Annotated in this window: 12 protein-coding genes; 6 read left to right on the top strand and 6 right to left on the bottom strand. The window is 37.4% G+C overall.

What is annotated here, in order from left to right; all coding sequences use genetic code 11:
* Window positions 1-859, top strand: an 859-nt coding sequence (locus SB717_RS29015; RefSeq protein ID WP_410906058.1) for an IS3 family transposase, incomplete at its 5' end; no start/stop codon positions are given.
* A 92-nt stretch (window positions 860-951) separates the two neighbouring features.
* On the opposite strand, the gene SB717_RS29020 is transcribed toward SB717_RS29015, so the two are convergent.
* Both SB717_RS29020 and SB717_RS29025 read right to left on the bottom strand, forming a co-directional pair.
* On the bottom strand, window positions 952-3,201 hold the full coding sequence (locus SB717_RS29020) for a sensor histidine kinase (protein WP_410906060.1): 2,250 nt from the start codon (window positions 3,199-3,201) through the stop codon (window positions 952-954).
* Complete coding sequence (locus tag SB717_RS29025) at window positions 3,179-3,868, bottom strand: response regulator transcription factor (RefSeq protein WP_025752427.1); 690 nt, start codon at window positions 3,866-3,868, stop codon at window positions 3,179-3,181. Before SB717_RS29025 ends, SB717_RS29020 begins: the two co-directional genes overlap by 23 nt.
* A 250-nt stretch (window positions 3,869-4,118) precedes the next feature.
* Between SB717_RS29025 and SB717_RS29030 the strand changes: the two genes are divergently transcribed.
* Complete coding sequence (locus tag SB717_RS29030) at window positions 4,119-5,570, top strand: alpha-amylase (protein WP_098621171.1); 1,452 nt, start codon at window positions 4,119-4,121, stop codon at window positions 5,568-5,570.
* A gap of 27 nt (window positions 5,571-5,597) precedes the next feature.
* Here SB717_RS29030 and SB717_RS29035 read toward each other — a convergent pair whose 3' ends face one another.
* The 3 genes from SB717_RS29035 to SB717_RS29045 form a co-directional block, all read right to left on the bottom strand.
* Window positions 5,598-7,031, bottom strand: coding sequence for an anion permease (locus SB717_RS29035; protein WP_057244750.1), 1,434 nt, complete (start codon window positions 7,029-7,031; stop codon window positions 5,598-5,600).
* A gap of 278 nt (window positions 7,032-7,309) precedes the next feature.
* Window positions 7,310-8,509, bottom strand: coding sequence for a class I SAM-dependent rRNA methyltransferase (locus tag SB717_RS29040; RefSeq protein ID WP_410906062.1), 1,200 nt, complete (start codon window positions 8,507-8,509; stop codon window positions 7,310-7,312).
* A 186-nt stretch (window positions 8,510-8,695) separates the two neighbouring features.
* Entirely contained in the window at window positions 8,696-9,733 is a 1,038-nt protein-coding gene (locus tag SB717_RS29045; RefSeq protein ID WP_074681890.1) for a PepSY domain-containing protein, read from the bottom strand.
* A gap of 233 nt (window positions 9,734-9,966) precedes the next feature.
* On the opposite strand from SB717_RS29045, the gene SB717_RS29050 reads away from it, so the two are divergent.
* Window positions 9,967-10,650: a response regulator transcription factor gene (locus SB717_RS29050; RefSeq protein ID WP_045293923.1), complete on the top strand. Its 684-nt coding sequence runs from the start codon at window positions 9,967-9,969 to the stop codon at window positions 10,648-10,650.
* Entirely contained in the window at window positions 10,647-12,092 is a 1,446-nt protein-coding gene (locus SB717_RS29055) for a sensor histidine kinase (RefSeq protein ID WP_410906064.1), read from the top strand. Before SB717_RS29050 ends, SB717_RS29055 begins: the two co-directional genes overlap by 4 nt.
* A 40-nt stretch (window positions 12,093-12,132) precedes the next feature.
* Here SB717_RS29055 and SB717_RS29060 read toward each other — a convergent pair whose 3' ends face one another.
* Entirely contained in the window at window positions 12,133-12,975 is an 843-nt protein-coding gene (locus SB717_RS29060; protein WP_410906066.1) for a PepSY domain-containing protein, read from the bottom strand.
* A 381-nt stretch (window positions 12,976-13,356) separates the two neighbouring features.
* Between SB717_RS29060 and SB717_RS29065 the strand changes: the two genes are divergently transcribed.
* Window positions 13,357-15,255: a PhoX family protein gene (locus SB717_RS29065; protein ID WP_410906068.1), complete on the top strand. Its 1,899-nt coding sequence runs from the start codon at window positions 13,357-13,359 to the stop codon at window positions 15,253-15,255.
* Window positions 15,256-15,648: 393 nt separating this feature from the next.
* Entirely contained in the window at window positions 15,649-16,647 is a 999-nt protein-coding gene (locus tag SB717_RS29070) for a tRNA dihydrouridine synthase (RefSeq protein WP_028411924.1), read from the top strand.
* The last annotated feature ends 105 nt before the right edge of the window (window positions 16,648-16,752 follow it).

The raw sequence follows: 16,752 nt of genomic DNA on the forward strand, positions 1-16,752 counted from the left end.
GAAATATAAAGTTATTAAAGAAATGTCAAAGAAACGCTTCTCTATCTGCCTCTTATGTAAAATTGCAGAGGTTTCTAGAAGTGGCTATTATAAATGGCGGAACCGTGAGGATTCCCCTTCTCATAAGCAATGTGAAGATAGAAGAATGAAACAAAAAATAAGAGAGTGCTATCAAAAGTTCAGAGGTATCTATGGATATAGGAGAGTACAGACCTGGTTAAAGGTCGTATATGGATTACATGTAAATCACAAACGTATTCAACGGTTAATGAAAGAGCTGAAGCTAAAAGCTATTAGTAGAAAAAAACGGCCATATTATCGAAAAAGAGAAGCTTTCGTTCTGTCATCTAATCATCTGAACAGAGAGTTTAAGGCTTCGCAGCCTAACCAGAAATGGGTAACCGATATCACCTATTTAATTTTTAATGGACAATCTTTGTATTTATCAGCGATTAAAGATTTGTACAACAATGAAATTGTTGCCTATAAGATAAGTTCGAGGAATGATTTGAAATTAGTAATGGATACACTCGAAATTGCCAAGAAACGAAGAAATGTAGAAGAAGTCCTCATACATAGTGATCAGGGAATTCAATATACATCTCGTGCTTATCATCGCTTCTTAAAAGCGAATGGGATGAAAGTTAGTATGTCTAGAAAAGGCAACTGTTGGGATAACGCTTGTATAGAGAGTTTCTTTAGTCATTTTAAATCGGAATGCTTCTATCTATATAAATTCCAAACAGCCAATGAGGTCAAAAATGCCGTTCACCAATACATAAATTTTTATAATCATGAACGATTTCAACGAAAATTAAATAACCTGAGTCCTTATCAGTATAGAACTCAGGCTGCATAGGTAGTTTTCTTAAGACTGTCTATTTGACAGGGGTCACTCCATAATGAGGTTGCTTCTTTTTTTACTAGATATGCTGTTTATATTCACTCACATTAAAGAGTAATCGTTACTTTAAATAAATCTCCGTCAATTTCAATATTCAATTCTCCTCCGTGCAAATCAATAATTGACTTAGCAATAGCTAACCCAAGTCCGGAGCCATCGGTTTGTCTTGAAGTGTCCCCTCTTTTAAATCGTTCAAACAGCTCATCTGCCTGCTCATTTAATTCATATTTACTTACATTTTTAAACGTTAGTTTCACTTGTTCGTTTATTTCTTGAACAGAAATATAGACACGCGTTTGTTCAAGTGAATATTTCAATATATTCTCTATCAAATTGTCAAATACTCTCCATAATTTTTGACCATCTACAGTAGCAAATATCGGCTTTTCGAGAGATTGAATACGCAATTGCAGAGTTGAATCTTCAATTGCTTCATTATATTCAGCTAAAGCCTGATGAAGAAGCTGGTTAATATCAATTTTGTCTTTATGCAATTCTACATTTCCACTTGCCATTTTTGACACTTCAAATAAATCATCAATAAGTGTCTGTAAACGTTTTGATTTACGGTCAATAATTTCAACGTAAGCACGTTGTTCGTCCGAATTAAGATCCTGCGACTTTAACAACGCTGTATATGTCATAATAGAAGTCAATGGTGTTCTCAAATCGTGACTGACGTTGGTAATTAACTCTGTTTTCAAGCGTTCACTTTTAACTTGAACATGCTGAGATGTTTGAACTTGCTGCTGAATATGATTTATATTTATCGCTGCTTGAGTCAAAGCTGATTTTCCTTTGATAGGTAACGGCTCTGTCCACTCAGCTGCGGCGATTTGATCAATTGAAATAATAATTTTATTTAAATAATTAATTCGTAGTATAAGCAGTATCAAAGTAACCACTCCTACAACACTTCCAACAGCTAAGTATAGTATAGATACTTGTTCTGCAAACATAGATCCACTAGTCAATAAAGCTGCAACAGCAAACACGGCAAACACTAAAAGCAGCACTACAACCATTATATGCATGCCAATATGTCTGATAATAAAAATAGATTGTAAAAAATCAATTACTTGATAAACACACGTTCTTTTATATTCTCCTTTTATATTATCTAGTGTGTGCATACGCTGAAACAGTAGAAATACTTGAAGTGTCCATAGGCAAATAGCTATGGATATCGCTATCATGTAAAAGAAGAACGTAGCAACATGCTTATATGATTCTAATAAAGAAGTTGGATAGCCGTTCAGAATGAGACTTAATGTAAAGAGTGAGTACAAAAGAAAAACCATTATACAAATATCTAAAGGTACTTTTTTATAAATCCTTTGTACTGCAGTTTGTCTTGCTATTTCTTTTAAACGTCCGGTTATTGTTTTTTTATAAATAAAGTAAACTATTAACAGAGCTATTATCCCTGACAATGCATACACGAAAAATACTACATTTTGGTGATGATAATAGTTATACTCATCAAATAAAGAACTACTGAAAGCTTCTTTTTCAGGAACAGCAATTATACCCGTAAACTTCTGCTTTAAATACCGAATTGGAATCTCTGAGTCTGCCTCACTACTTAACGATGAATTATCATATGCATTCGGTTGAAACACAAGCGGTGATTGAGCTGAATAAGTATGTTTATACAATATATTTTTCTGTTTTACTAATTGATTAACATCTTCTTTGCTTGCGTTTTGGATGTTCGTATATATTTTTTTTGTATTTCTATCTTTTAAATAATACATGATGTCTTTTTTATATTGAGATAATGGTTTTTGTTGATTAAAAGCTTCAGCATAAATTTTCTTCATTTCGCGTTCTTTGTTTTTCGCTATTTCTTCTCGAACAAGTTGATCATCTTGAAACTTTTTTTGAATGTTTTTAACTTCTAGATCCCGCTGCTTTACATAGGCAGCCTCAACGTTTTTGCTCTTTGCCTGCTTAGCGTCTTCTATTTTTTCTTCATATTTATCGTGCACGTTTTTTATTTGTTCTGTTAATGTTCCTTCCTTATATCGATACGACTCAATCTCTTCTTCTGTTATCTTATTTGCATTAACGGTATTCTTATCTTTTTTTGTCAATTCTAAAAGGTAGAGATCATTTGTAAAACGACTTATTTGCTTTTTGAAGTCTTCTGATTTTACATAGCTGCTTTTTTGTAAATAGTTTGTTTTTAATAGATTATGCACGTTACTAATTGAAGAAATAGTTGCTCCTAAACCAAATAAAAACAAGATAATCCCTATAGCTGAAATGACGCTACTTTTCCATTTTGTATCCAAGTCCCCACACAACCTTTACATACCTCGGATTTTTTGGTTCAATCTCAATTTTTTCTCTTATTTTTCTAATGTGTACCGCTACTGTGTTTTCTGCATTGTAGCCTGGTTCATTCCATACGCGTTCATAAATATCATGTATGGAAAAAACTCTCCCTGCATTTTTCATTAATAACTCTACAATTTTATACTCAATGGGAGTCAGCTTAATAAACACCCCATCAAGAGTGACGGACTTAGCCTCAATATCAAGTACGAGACCTCGGATATCAATCGTCTTTGTTTCCTCATATGTACCTAATGTCACATATCTTCTTAACTGTGATTTAACTCTCGCTATCAGTTCTAATGGATTAAAAGGCTTTGTCACATAATCATCTGCTCCTACCTGCAGACCGAGCACTTTATCTGCATCTTCGCTTTTAGCGCTCAGCATAATAATCGGGATATTTTTTTGTTCTCGGATTTTAAACGTCGTTGAAATGCCATCTTGTCTTGGCATCATAATATCAAGAATAATTAAGTGAACTTTTTCTTTATTTAGTATCTCTATGGCTTCGATTCCATCTTTGGCCGTAAAGACTTTAATACCTTCATTTTTTAAATAAATAGCAATGCCATTACGGATTTCTTGCTCATCGTCTACGACTAAAACCACATATTCGTTCATTGATTTCTCACACTCCTTTCAAAAGTATATCATGGGTCATTTCGTTTATGGGTTTTATTGTAAACTGCATTTCTTAAGAAAAAAGAAGGGGAAATCTTAAGATTTTCTTAAGCTTCATATGTTGAAAAAGGTTTAAAGAATAAGGATAACAGGAACGTTAAAAGAAAAAATATAATCAATTCCTCATTTGATTCTAAAGAACTATCCGTGAGCGATTATATCTTTTTATTTAAAAGGAGGATGATTTAACTTGGAACGGAATCATACAATTATGCAATTTTTCGAATGGCATGTGCCAGCTGATGGCGAGCATTGGAAACGCCTCAAAGAGCTCGCTCCTCAACTAAAAGAACAAGGAATTGATTCCGTGTGGATTCCCCCGGTTACAAAAGGTGTTTCATCAGAGGATAATGGCTACGGCGTTTACGACTTATACGATCTTGGCGAATTTGATCAAAAAGGAACCGTTCGTACAAAGTATGGAACCAAGCAAGAGCTGCATGAAGCGATTGATGCCTGTCATAATCATGGAATTAATGTTTATGTGGATATTGTAATGAACCATAAAGCTGCAGCAGATGAAAAAGAAACGTTCCACGTCATTGAAGTAGACCCCATGAACCGAACAGAAGAAATTTCTGAACCTTTTGAAATTGAAGGGTGGACAAAGTTTACATTTGAAGGGCGCGGCGATCAATATTCTTCTTTCAAATGGAACTTTAATCATTTTAACGGCACTGATTACGATGATAAAAATGGAAAAGAAGGCGTTTTTCGTATTGCCGGAGAAAACAAAAGCTGGAACGAAAATGTGGATCAAGAGTTTGGCAACTACGATTATTTAATGTTTGCGAATATTGATTACGATCATCCTGAAGTTCGAGAAGAAATGATCAAATGGGGAAAATGGTTAGCAGACACTCTGCAGTGTGACGGTTATCGATTAGATGCCATTAAACATATTAACCACGATTTTATTAAAGAGTTTGCCCACGAATTGTCCTCTTCTCAAGAAAAGCCCTTTTATTTTGTGGGAGAGTTTTGGAATCCAGAGTTAACAGCCTGTCAGGAATTCCTAGACGTGATTGATTACCAAATCGATTTGTTTGACGTATCGCTGCACTATAAACTACATGAAGCCTCTCAGCAAGGAAGAGATTTTGATTTAACCACGATTTTTGATGATACATTAGTCAAGACTCACCCGTTGAATGTTGTCACATTTGTAGATAACCATGACTCTCAGCCAAATGAATCTTTAGAATCTTGGGTAGAAGATTGGTTCAAACAAAGTGCTTACGCTCTAATTTTACTTCGTGAAGACGGCTATCCTTGTGTGTTTTACGGAGACTATTTTGGAATAGGCGGAGAGCACCCAATTGAGGGAAAAGAAAAAGATATTTCCGCTCTCTTGCATGTACGCTATGACAAAGCATACGGACAGCAAGACGATTATTTTGACCACCCGAATACCATTGGGTGGGTAAGGCATGGTGTAGAGGAATTTGAGAAGTCAGGATGCGCTGTGGTGATGTCAAACGGCGAAGATGGCGAAAAGAGAATGTTCGTCGGCGAACACCGAAGCGGACAAACCTGGATTGACTTCACAAACAACCGAGAGGACCAAGTTGTGATTGAAGAAGATGGCTACGGACAGTTCCCTGTAAATGGCGGCTCTGTATCCGTTTGGGCTGAAGCATAAAAAACAGTGGCCTGCGCCACTGTTTTTTTACCATAGACCTAGCAGTTTCCACCACAAGCCACCAATTCCAATCCAAATGATAATATGAATAATTGAAATTAAAAAGCCGAGCGACCACCATTTTTGCTGTGTTACATATCCACTACCGAAGAACACGGGTGCCGGTCCACTGCCGTAGTGAGTTAAACAGCCAAATAAATTGCTAAAGAACGCTAAAATTAATGCTGACAGTAAAGGAGGCGCACCAGCGGCCACGATAACAGATAAAAATGCTGCGTACATAGCGCTGACGTGAGCCGTATTACTCGCAAAAAAGTAGTGAGAATAAAAATACGCAATAGCTAGTACAATTAACGCGGTCATCCAAGACATATGACTAACAGTGCCTTTCATCAGGTCACTGAACCAAGGAATCATGCCTAGATCATTTAAGAAAGTTGCCATCATAACCAAAACAGCAAACCAAACTAATGTATCCCATGCTCCCTGTTCTTTTTTGATGTCCGACCAGCTTAATACTTGCGTTAAAAGCAGCGTACATAGACCAATAAAAGCAGTTGTTGTTGCATTAATATTTAAATTAGCGCCAAAAATCCACAGCACAAGAAGAAGTAAAAATACGCCAATCATGTACCATTCTTCTTTCTTTAGCGGACCCATCTCATTTAATTTTTTTACTGCAATTTCAGATGCTTCCGGTGTTTCTTTTAATTCTGGCGGATACAGCTTATAAATAACAAGCGGAATAACAATTAAACTAATAATTCCAGGTACAATTGCAGCCGCTGCCCAGCCAACCCATGAAATAGTCTTGCCTGTAATTTGTTCCGTCATTTTAACAGCAAGAGGATTGGCCGCCATTGCGGTTACGAACATAGCGGATGTAATCATATCTCCTTGAAACGATACTTTTGTTAAGAAAGCACCCACTCTGCGCTCCGTACCGTCTCCAGTTCTCGATCCGTATGTTTCAGATAAAGACCGAATGATTGGAAGAATAATTCCTCCAGCTCGTGCTGTATTAGACGGCATTGCAGGTGATAAAAGTAAATCACTTACGATAAGAGAATACGATAGTCCCAACGTCTTTTTACCGAACAAACGAACAAAGATATAGGCAACCCTTGTTCCTAGACCAGTCTTAATAAAGCCTCTAGAAATAAAGAATGCAATAACGATTAGCCAAATCGTCGTATTTTGAAAACCGCTGAGCGATTGTTCAAGTGTTAATGTATTAGTTAATACAATAATGGTTAAAGATAAAATAGCTACACTGCCTAATGGCAATGGTTTAATGATAAGCCCTACGATAGTAGCCACAAAAATAGCGAATAAGTGCCAAGCCTTTACATCAAGTCCGGACGGAGGTGTAATAAACCATAAAATAAGTCCGATTGCCAGACAAATTAATAAAGGAATAAATTTCACTTCACCGGCAGGCTTTTTTGTTGTTTCAGCCATAATCTTTCTCCTTTCATGTTTTTAAATAATAGTAGTAGTATGCTCTTTCCACTTCGTACCCAATACTTATCCCTTTTAAAATAAAACAATTGTAAAAATACGTTTCCTAAGGATGATATTGTAAAATTGTGAAGTGTTGAGCATAATTCCTTTATTATTTTATCATACATATTGACAATATTTATCTTTCACCTTCACTTTATTCCCTTCAAAATAGCTTGTAAGCGTTATTTCATCACAATAAATAAGCTGCATGAGTTCATCATGCAGCCTTGCATTTAGCGATTTACTTTTTGAATAAACACGACTTTGAGATAATTACCTGACTTAAATTCTTTTATTGTTTTAAAATCAGCTGGAAGAGCGAACTGCTCCATCATTTTGTACTGTTCCCCTTTTTCATTAAAAGCTTTTTCAATAAACGAATGGAATTTTTTCATATCAAAATTGCTTGCGTTCGTAGATGCTACAATGACACCGTTTGGCTTTGTAAGAGCAATGGCTTCTTTTAATAAATCTTTGTAGTCTTTTGCCGCGCTAAACGTATGCTTTTTCGACTTGGCAAAACTCGGCGGATCTAGCACCACAAGATCGAAGGTCATGTTCTTTTTGACCGCATATTTAAAATACTTGAAAACATCTTCTACGATAATGTCCTGTGCTTCGTGATCAATTCCATTTACACTAAATTGCTCAATTGTTTTTGCCAAGCTGCGATTGGCCAAGTCGACGCTTGTTGTTTTCGCAGCTCCTCCAAGAGCAGCCGCCACTGAAAATGCGCCTGTATACGAAAACATGTTTAGAATGGTCTTTCCTTTTGCATATTTATCTCGAATCGTTTTACGGACGTCTCGCTGATCTAAAAAGACCCCAACCATCGCTCCGTCATTTAAGTAAACAGCAAAACGAATACCGTTTTCTTTTACAATAAGAGGGAACTCACCTTTATCCCCTGCTACAAAATCATCTTCTTCAATATACTGCCCTTTTACGTTAAAACGTTTTTTCTGGTATAGCCCTTTAAAGTTAGGCGCAGATTTTAAGGCTTCAATGACATATTCTTTAAATTGATAAATACCTTCACTATACCAGCTCATGACGTAATATCCATCATAATAATCAATAATTAAGCCGCCAATTCCGTCACCTTCACTATTAAATACGCGAAAAGCAGTTGTATCTTCAGACGCATAAAAATCTTGACGAGAGGCAATCGCTTGCTGAATTTTCCGTGCAAAAAACGCCGCGTCAATTTGTTCACTTTTCTTCTTCGTCAGAATCCAGCCGTAGCCTTTGTTTTGCTTCCCATAATAGCCTTTGGCCAAAAATTGATTCTTCGGAGTGACTAAGTTAATAATAACGCCTTCTTCTTGAAGTTTATGACCATCAACAAGCGCATCTTTTTCAATGAGTGGATAACCTTTGTTCACTTTTTTAATAAAAGCTTCTTTGGCTATAACTTGTACTTCTTTTCTCATGTGTACACCCTATCTATTTAATTTAGTTCATTCTAGTTTTATCCATTTTACGAGAATACTCTACATTTATCTTAACATAGATAGCCGTTAATGTTTCCAGTTGCAAAATAGAAAAGCAGAGGGTGCTTTGAAGCATCCTCTGCTTGATATGAATGAAAAATGAAATGTATATTTTAAGATAAAAAGTTATGAACACTCTTGTCCCGTATAAGCATCGAACTTAAGCGTCTGCTGCTTGCTTCCGCTCACCATCGTTACTACGTATACAGTTATTGAGTTTTCCGTTGTAAGCTCAATATGCTCCACTTTTCCTTCTTGATGTTTTAAAGCAAGAACTTTTACAGCGTTCTCCGTTAACGGCTGAAGCTTATCTTGTTTTACATATGTGATTTTACCCGAAACCGCATCGATTCTGACTGTGTATTCCGTATTATCTTTGATTATTTTCACTGTGAAAATCGCTGTGTTTTGATCATATTCTACCATTTTCACCTTACCTGCATATGTAGCCAATGCAAGATCTTTTGCATCTTGTCTCGTTAATAGCTTCACTTCTTGCTGAGAAGTATTAACTACTTTTCCGGTGAAAGCATCTAACGTTACGGTATATTGAGTGCCATCTTTAAGAATCACTGCGATATACTGACTAGCGGATTCTTTAAACTCTAGACTATATACGTAACCACTATACTGTTTGACAGCTGCTTCTTTTATTTTTTGCTCTAGCATTAGCTGCAGCTCTTTTTTATTTTCATGAATGACTTTCCCCGTTAGACCATCTACGGTGAGCGTATATTCTACTTTGCCATATACTACGGTTAACGTATATTCACGCGTGTCTTTGTTAAATGTAATGGATTGAATAACGCCTTTATACTGCTTAGAAATGGATTCTTTCACTTGAGGTTGTGTCCATAACTTCACTTCTTGCTTCTTTACTACTTTTCCAGTGCTCGCACTTACTTCTACGATTCTTTGCTCCAGGTTATTCGTTACAATGGTAATTACATACACACTTGATTCCTGCTTAAATTCCGTAGATGTGACCGTCCCGTCGCAATCTTGCAAAGCAATACCTTTCGCCTGAGCTTGCGAGATACTCACATGTTCAGTTGTCTCTGCCTTCGCTGTCTTCATTTCTGCAGCGTGACTCGTTGTAATAGAGCTAAATGCAATTGCAGTTCCTAAAGCAGATGTAGACAATACTTTTGCCCATTTAATCATCTTTAAATTTCCTCCTCTTTCACCATTAGACTTTCCGTCCAATTTATGGTGTTTTATCTACTACGCCGTTCATTATGCAAAAGATTTCTGAGAATAAGACGAATAGAAGCTTAAAGTTAGCTGAAGATATAAGAATAGCTACTATTTTTCAGCTTGCTTTCAGCTATTATTCAGTGCTGTTTCAGATAAAAAAGCATAATAGAAAGTAGAGGAGCAAAGGAGTTTTCACCATGATGGATCAACTAAAAGGAATTAAAGTCTTGCTTATAGATGACGAACCAACTATTTTACAGTTTTTATCTTTAGGTTTAACGAATGAAGGATTTGATATCAAAGCTGCCCAAGACGGAATTGAAGGAATTAATATAGCCAAAGAATTCAAGCCTCATATCGCTATTGTAGATGTTATGCTTCCGGGAATGGATGGATTTGAAGTATGCCGCTTGTTGAAGAAAATGGGGAATATAGCTGTCATCATGCTAACAGCAAAAGATCAAGTAGACGATCGAGTAAAGGGGCTGACCATCGGAGCAGATGATTATATGGTCAAACCTTTCAGTTTTGAAGAACTTCTTGCGCGCATTCAAGCTAGAATCCGCAATCAATTTCCCAACTTATTAGACGAAGTATCAATCGGTCCATTTAAAATTGATGACCGCCGCAAAGAAATTAAATACCTTAATCACATACTTGATTTATCCCCTACTGAATATGCACTCTTAAAATTCTTGGTTATTAATCACGGTCTCGTACTAAGTAAATCCACCATTTTAGATCGAGTGTGGGGATATGATTTTGGAGGAGAAGAAAACATTGTAGAAGTATACATTCGATCACTGAGAGAAAAATTACAGGACCATAGCCGAACCGTTATTCGAACGCTTCGCGGTGTAGGGTATCGGATTGATATTTCATGAGGTACAAACGGTTCTTTCCGCTGAACTCTCTTCGCCTTCAGCTCTTAGTCAGAAGTTTGCTTGTTATTTTGAGCTTACTGATACTGATAGGCTTGTTTCAATACGTGTTCATGAAGCAATTTATCTACACAAACAAAATTAGAAGCATCGAGGATCAAATTCACTTGATTCCTGATGATGTCTGGAAGCATGATATTGAAACAAGCCAGAATGTAAAAAAATCAAGACCAATGGTTTATTTCCCAGGTGTTAATATTACCTTTATTAATCAAAAGATTACCTTTTTAAGGTTGGCTAAGGATCCACATCACTCATACTTTCCTAGGCTTTCCGCATCTACATACAAACAAGTAATGAAAAACATCAACCAGCCGGAAAACACGATGAGCACCGTCAAAAAAATCGATGATCATCAAGAGCAAGTCATTGTTTTAAAACCCATTGTCTTTGATGGAGAAATACAGGGCGTTATCCAAATCAATACTCCAACAGAATCACTGAGAGATTTGTTAATCAGACAAATGATGATCTTTTTAATGCTTTCACTTACTGCAATGACCATTGCTTTTTTTGTTTTTTCTTCTTTTTTAAAACGGACGTTAATCCCTTTATTTACTACTACTAAAAAAGTGGAGCATATAAATGCCGGAAGCTTACATGACCGCTTACCCGTTAATCAAGGACAAATTGAAATGGACCGTCTTTCTCTTTCTATTAACGAAATGCTTGAGCGTCTTGAAAAAGCATTTAAAGCTGAAACAGAGGCCAAAGAACAAATGCGACGTTTTGTTGCGGACGCTTCTCATGAACTGCGAACGCCCCTTACATCCATTCATGGCTTTTTAGAAGTTTTACTAAGAGGGGCTAGCAGTAATCCTGAACAGTTAAACGACGCATTAAAAAGTATGTATGAGGAGTCTAAAAGGCTGCGCAAACTGATTCAGGATCTTCTGCTTCTTGCTCAGCTTGATCAACTTCCCCGGTTTCAAAAAGAGTGCTGTTTTGTAGATGAATTGATTTTAGATATGAAACCTCAATTAATGCTATTGGCTGGGAACAGAAACGTTTTATTCAACTTCCCAAGCCGTTTACCATCAGAAATTAACAAAGATCAATTTAAACAAGTTATTTTAAACTTATTTTCCAATGCGGTACAGCATACAAACCCAAATACAGGAGTTATTCAAGTGATAGGGAAAACAAATGAGAAAGAGCTTTCATTAACAATACAAGATAACGGTCACGGCATTCCTCAAGAGCACCTTCCTCATTTATTTGAACGATTTTACAAAGCTGATGCTTCACGCTCTCGAGCATATGGAGGAGCGGGCTTAGGCTTGGCCATCAGCGCATCTATTATAGAGCTGCACGGGGGAAAAATACGTGTAGAAAGCAAATTGAATGCAGGAACTGCTTTTGAAATCGTATTGCCCTTGACGTAAAAAAGACGATTGCCGTGAAGCAATCGTCTTTTTTATCAAATCAGCATACTTTTCCTGTTTGAGGGCTGATTTTCACAGTATGTTTTATATTGTCTGTTCCTTTGATTACAAACGTGTACGCTTGTTCACTGAATGAAACAGATTGAACTGTTCCTTTGTGCTGTTGAAGAGCAGCTTGTTTAGCTTGTTCTTGCGTAAACTTTACCGCTTCGACTTTGATTACTTTTCCTGTTTCAGCGTTTATTTTCACATGGTGATCTTTGTTATCTATTCCGTGAATTAAAAATGTGTATACACCTTTTGCATATGAACTAGACTGAATCGTTCCGCTGCAATTTTTTAATGCGATCGTTTGAACCTGTGCTTTTGTAAATGCAGCGCTTTGAATTTGAATCACTTTTCCACTTTGTGCGTTCACTTTCACGTGATGATCGCGGCTATCTTTCCCATGAATTAAGAACGTATACACTCCATCATTGAAGCCTACTGACTTAACTGTTCCTCCACAGTTTTTCAACGCTACTGCTTGTGCCTCACTTCGAGAAAAAGATAGTTTTTCAACCTTTACCACTTTTCCGCTGTGTGCATTTACTTTTACGTGGTGATCTTGATTATCTTGTCCGTGAATTAAAAACGTATAGGCATTATTTTCAAAAGAAACCGATTGAACCGTTCCTCCGCAGTTCTTTAAGGCAATTGTTTTTGCTTGAGCTTGTGTATATGTTGCCGCTTCGGTATGAGCCGACGCTTTTGTTGAAGTAATGTGCTGGCCGTCTGAAGCAAATGCACTTGTCATTGATCCAAGAGCGATAGCTGTTCCAATTGTGGCACCTCCCACGGCTTTTGCTACTACTGCTTTTCCTGCTAATACTTTTCCAATCATGATTATACCTCCGCGTAATTTTCAATGTATTTACAGCTCAAGCTAAAGGTTTTAGCAGCGGTCATTTATCAAAATAGCGCCATTGGAGTAACGTTTTTTTCTGCTAAAATACCTTTCACTGTTGCTGTACGAGCCAAAGCGCTTCTTGTCCTCTTTAGCTATGTGTTTATTGTAAGAGCGGAACATGAATTCACTATGAAGCCCAGCTGAATGCTACCTGAACAAATTCTGAAAGATAGCTGAATAACTTCTAGTTAAACTTGTCATATAAATGTTCAACGTTCTTAACAACAGCTCAACAAATACAATACTTCTCTTTATATTTCCTCAACAATCAAATGATTTAATAAGTGTATGAATACGATTTGGAGGTTATCAACCATGAAAAAACGAGTATCTCTTGGACTATCTCTCACTCTCTTAGCTTCTAACGCTGCTTCTGCTTTTGCAGCAGAGCATCATCCAGTTCAACACCCAAAACAAATCAAAAGCGTCGAGTTTCAGCCAATGAAAGCACCTACTACAATTGAAAATATGGTTAAAACGTATACAGAGGCATCTGTAAAAGTAACGTATAAAGATGGAAGTGTGGAAGAAACGCCGCTTAACTATAACCAGCTCTTTCTTTCAAAAGATAAAATTGTCGATAATAAAGGGGAATTAATCGCAGCAGGTACACCAATCGATGCAAACGGCGATCCAATTATCGACCAAAGCGTCCCTGATCAGCCATCACCATACGTATCAGATGCACCAGATTCAAACAGCTTTATCACCATTAACGGTAAGTCTTATATTATTTCACATTATGAATATGAATCTGTTAATAATGCTGGAAAAGAAATTTCCGGTCTTCCTGCTTCCATGACGCTTACACAAGTTGATCAAGATGATAAAACAGGAAAACTAACCGTCAACCATGCTAAAAAAATTGATTTTTCTAATGTAAATGGTTTGTGGACGCCGTGTAATGGCTCTACAACGGATTGGGGTACTCACCTTGGTTCAGAAGAATACGAGCCCGATGCACGTGCTTTTGAAGACCCTTCATCCAGCTCTTATAAAGACGTCACGAACTTCGCCAAACTTTATTTCGGTGACACGTCAAAAGCAAATCCTTACTACTATGGCTGGATTCCAGAAATTTCAGTAGACGAAAGCGGCAATGCGTCCGTCGTAAAACATTACAGCACAGGTCGTTTTTCACATGAAATGATGCAGGTACTTCCAGATAATAAAACCGCTCTTTTTGGAGACGATGGATTTAATACTATAATGTTTATGTATGTAGCAGATAAGGAAAAAGACTTCTCAGCAGGAACGCTATATGCTGCAAAGTTTAAACAAACGAGCACAAAAAATGGAGGTAAAGGCGACCTTCAGTGGATTAAGCTTGGCCATGCAACAGACAATGAAGTGAAAACAATAATCGAAAAAGGCATAAAATTTAGTGATATTTTTGAAACAGCTGATCAGCCTACAAAAGGATTTAAAGCAGTCAAAACCGCCGCAAGTAAAAAAGTTGAATATTTAAAAGTAAAGCCTGGCATGGAAAAAGCAGCTGCCTTTTTAGAATCACGCAGATACGGTGCGATTCTAGGTGCCACGTCTGAATTCAACAAGATGGAAGGACTAACGGTTAACAAAAAAGACAAAAAAGCGTATATGGCTATTTCTTATCAAAATAGTGCCATGCTAAAAGAATCTGGCGCTGTACAAGATGATATCCAGCTTCCAAAATTAGAGTCTGGTGTGACCTATCAGCTGAATTTAGGATCGCATCAAAAAGACCAAGCAAAAGGCAAGATTAACAGCCGCTACGTTCCTGCAAGCATGGAAGGGCTACTGATTGGACAAGACCTAGAAAAAGCAGATGCATACGGTAATACAGCGGATCCAAATAAAATTGCCAACCCTGATAACCTTACGTATTCAAATGACTTAAATACACTGTTTATCGGAGAAGACAGCTCACTGCACACAAACAACTTTGTATGGGCTTATAATGTAAAAACAAAAAAACTATCACGCATCCTTTCAGTTCCAGTGGGAGCAGAAGCAACAGGACTTCGTGCAGTAGAAAACATTAAAAACTCTCGCTACGTACTAAGCAACTATCAGCACCCGGGCGAGAACATCAGCGACAAAAATATTACCGCCGTTGATAAAGAAGAGTTAGCTAATGCAATGAAAGAAAGCATCGGCATTCAAGAAACTGGTGGTGTCGGATACATTTCTGGACTGCCTTCTAAGGACGGCGCTCCTTACAAAAAGCATTAATACGTAATGAAGCCACGTCTGTTGTGCAGTGACAGACGTGGTTTTTATATAGTAGAAGTTATTGATAAAACCGTTTATCATGGCCATAATTATGGTGAATACTTTATAATATCCTTAAAGAAAGTGCCTAGCCCCAAACGCGTTAGCATATTTATTGGTAAGTATCCGGTATATCCCTTCAGGCTCGCTTATACCCCACTAATACTAGATATAGAATTCGTTTCAATAAGTATTTCCAGCCAAACAAAATGTCTCGTTCCCTTGCACTTTTCGTTCCATACCATTAAAGTATATATTGGTTGAAGTTTATACTAGCATTCAACCTTATAAAAGAAATTACACTTTTTAATTTTGGGAATATGTTTTCCCTAAAAGAAAGGGTTTAGATATAAGATGAAAGATAATTTTTGGCATGAGTTGCCGCGTCCGTTTTTTATTTTGGCACCGATGGAAGCTGTGACGGATGTCGTTTTTCGCCATGTTGTGACTGAAGCAGCACGACCTGACGTATTTTTTACAGAGTTTACGAACACGGAAAGCTACTGCCATCCGAAAGGAAAAGATAGCGTAAAAGGACGTTTGACGTTTACAGATGATGAACAGCCAATCGTTGCGCATATTTGGGGAGATAAACCTGAATACTTCCGTCAAATGAGTATCGGCATGGCCGAAATGGGCTTTCGCGGCATTGATATTAATATGGGCTGCCCTGTACAGAACGTTGCAGGAAACGGAAAAGGTTCTGGTCTGATCCGTCGTCCAGATACTGCGGCTGAGATTATCCAGGCAGCCAAAGCTGGAGGGCTTCCAGTAAGCGTAAAGACTCGTCTTGGCTATACGCAAGTTGACGAGTGGTACGAATGGCTGAAGCACATTCTAGAACAGGATATCGTGAACCTTTCTATTCACCTTCGTACGAAAAAAGAAATGAGCGATGTTGACGCGCACTGGGAGTTAATTCCGGAGATCAAGAAGCTTCGTGACGAAATTGCGCCTCATACACTACTAACAATTAACGGTGATATTCCTGACCGCCAAAAAGGTCTTGAGCTTGCGGAGAAGTACGGCGTTGATGGAATCATGATTGGACGCGGAATTTTCCATAATCCGTTTGCGTTTGAAAAAGAAAAGAAAGAGCACACAAGCGAAGAGCTATTAGAACTTCTTCGCCTGCAGCTAGACCTTCATGACAAATATTCTGAAGAACTAGAGCCACGCCCTTTCAAACCGCTTCGACGCTTTTTCAAAATTTACGTTCGTGGGTTCCGCGGTGCAAGTGAATTAAGAAATCTACTCATGAGCACGGAAACAACTGACGAAGTGCGTGCGTTGCTTGATGAGTTTAAAGACAGAGCTGGAGTGAAGGAAGACGAAGGTTTTTCTGTTTCTTAAAGTAAGATCTCGTTTGCTCAAACTCAATTGTTCTTTTTTATAGACGTGTGCTATTTATCCACATATGATAAAAGCAGAGGCAGAAGGTTTTACATTTCCTTCTGC

It is taken from the genome of Priestia sp. SIMBA_032, assembly GCF_046535215.1.
Taxonomy (GTDB): domain Bacteria; phylum Bacillota; class Bacilli; order Bacillales; family Bacillaceae_H; genus Priestia; species Priestia aryabhattai.

Bases quoted from the DNA above. Each gene is read 5' to 3' on its own strand.
- SB717_RS29025 (WP_025752427.1), bottom strand. From the start codon at position 3,868: ATGAACGAATATGTGGTTTTAGTCGTAGACGATGAGCAAGAAATCCGT.
- SB717_RS29035 (WP_057244750.1), bottom strand. From the start codon at position 7,031: ATGGCTGAAACAACAAAAAAGCCTGCCGGTGAAGTGAAATTTATTCCT.
- SB717_RS29040 (WP_410906062.1), bottom strand. From the start codon at position 8,509: ATGAGAAAAGAAGTACAAGTTATAGCCAAAGAAGCTTTTATTAAAAAA.
- SB717_RS29045 (WP_074681890.1), bottom strand. From the start codon at position 9,733: ATGATTAAATGGGCAAAAGTATTGTCTACATCTGCTTTAGGAACTGCA.
- SB717_RS29050 (WP_045293923.1), top strand. From the start codon at position 9,967: ATGGATCAACTAAAAGGAATTAAAGTCTTGCTTATAGATGACGAACCA.
- SB717_RS29055 (WP_410906064.1), top strand. From the start codon at position 10,647: ATGAGGTACAAACGGTTCTTTCCGCTGAACTCTCTTCGCCTTCAGCTC.
- SB717_RS29060 (WP_410906066.1), bottom strand. From the start codon at position 12,975: ATGATTGGAAAAGTATTAGCAGGAAAAGCAGTAGTAGCAAAAGCCGTG.
- SB717_RS29065 (WP_410906068.1), top strand. From the start codon at position 13,357: ATGAAAAAACGAGTATCTCTTGGACTATCTCTCACTCTCTTAGCTTCT.
- SB717_RS29070 (WP_028411924.1), top strand. From the start codon at position 15,649: ATGAAAGATAATTTTTGGCATGAGTTGCCGCGTCCGTTTTTTATTTTG.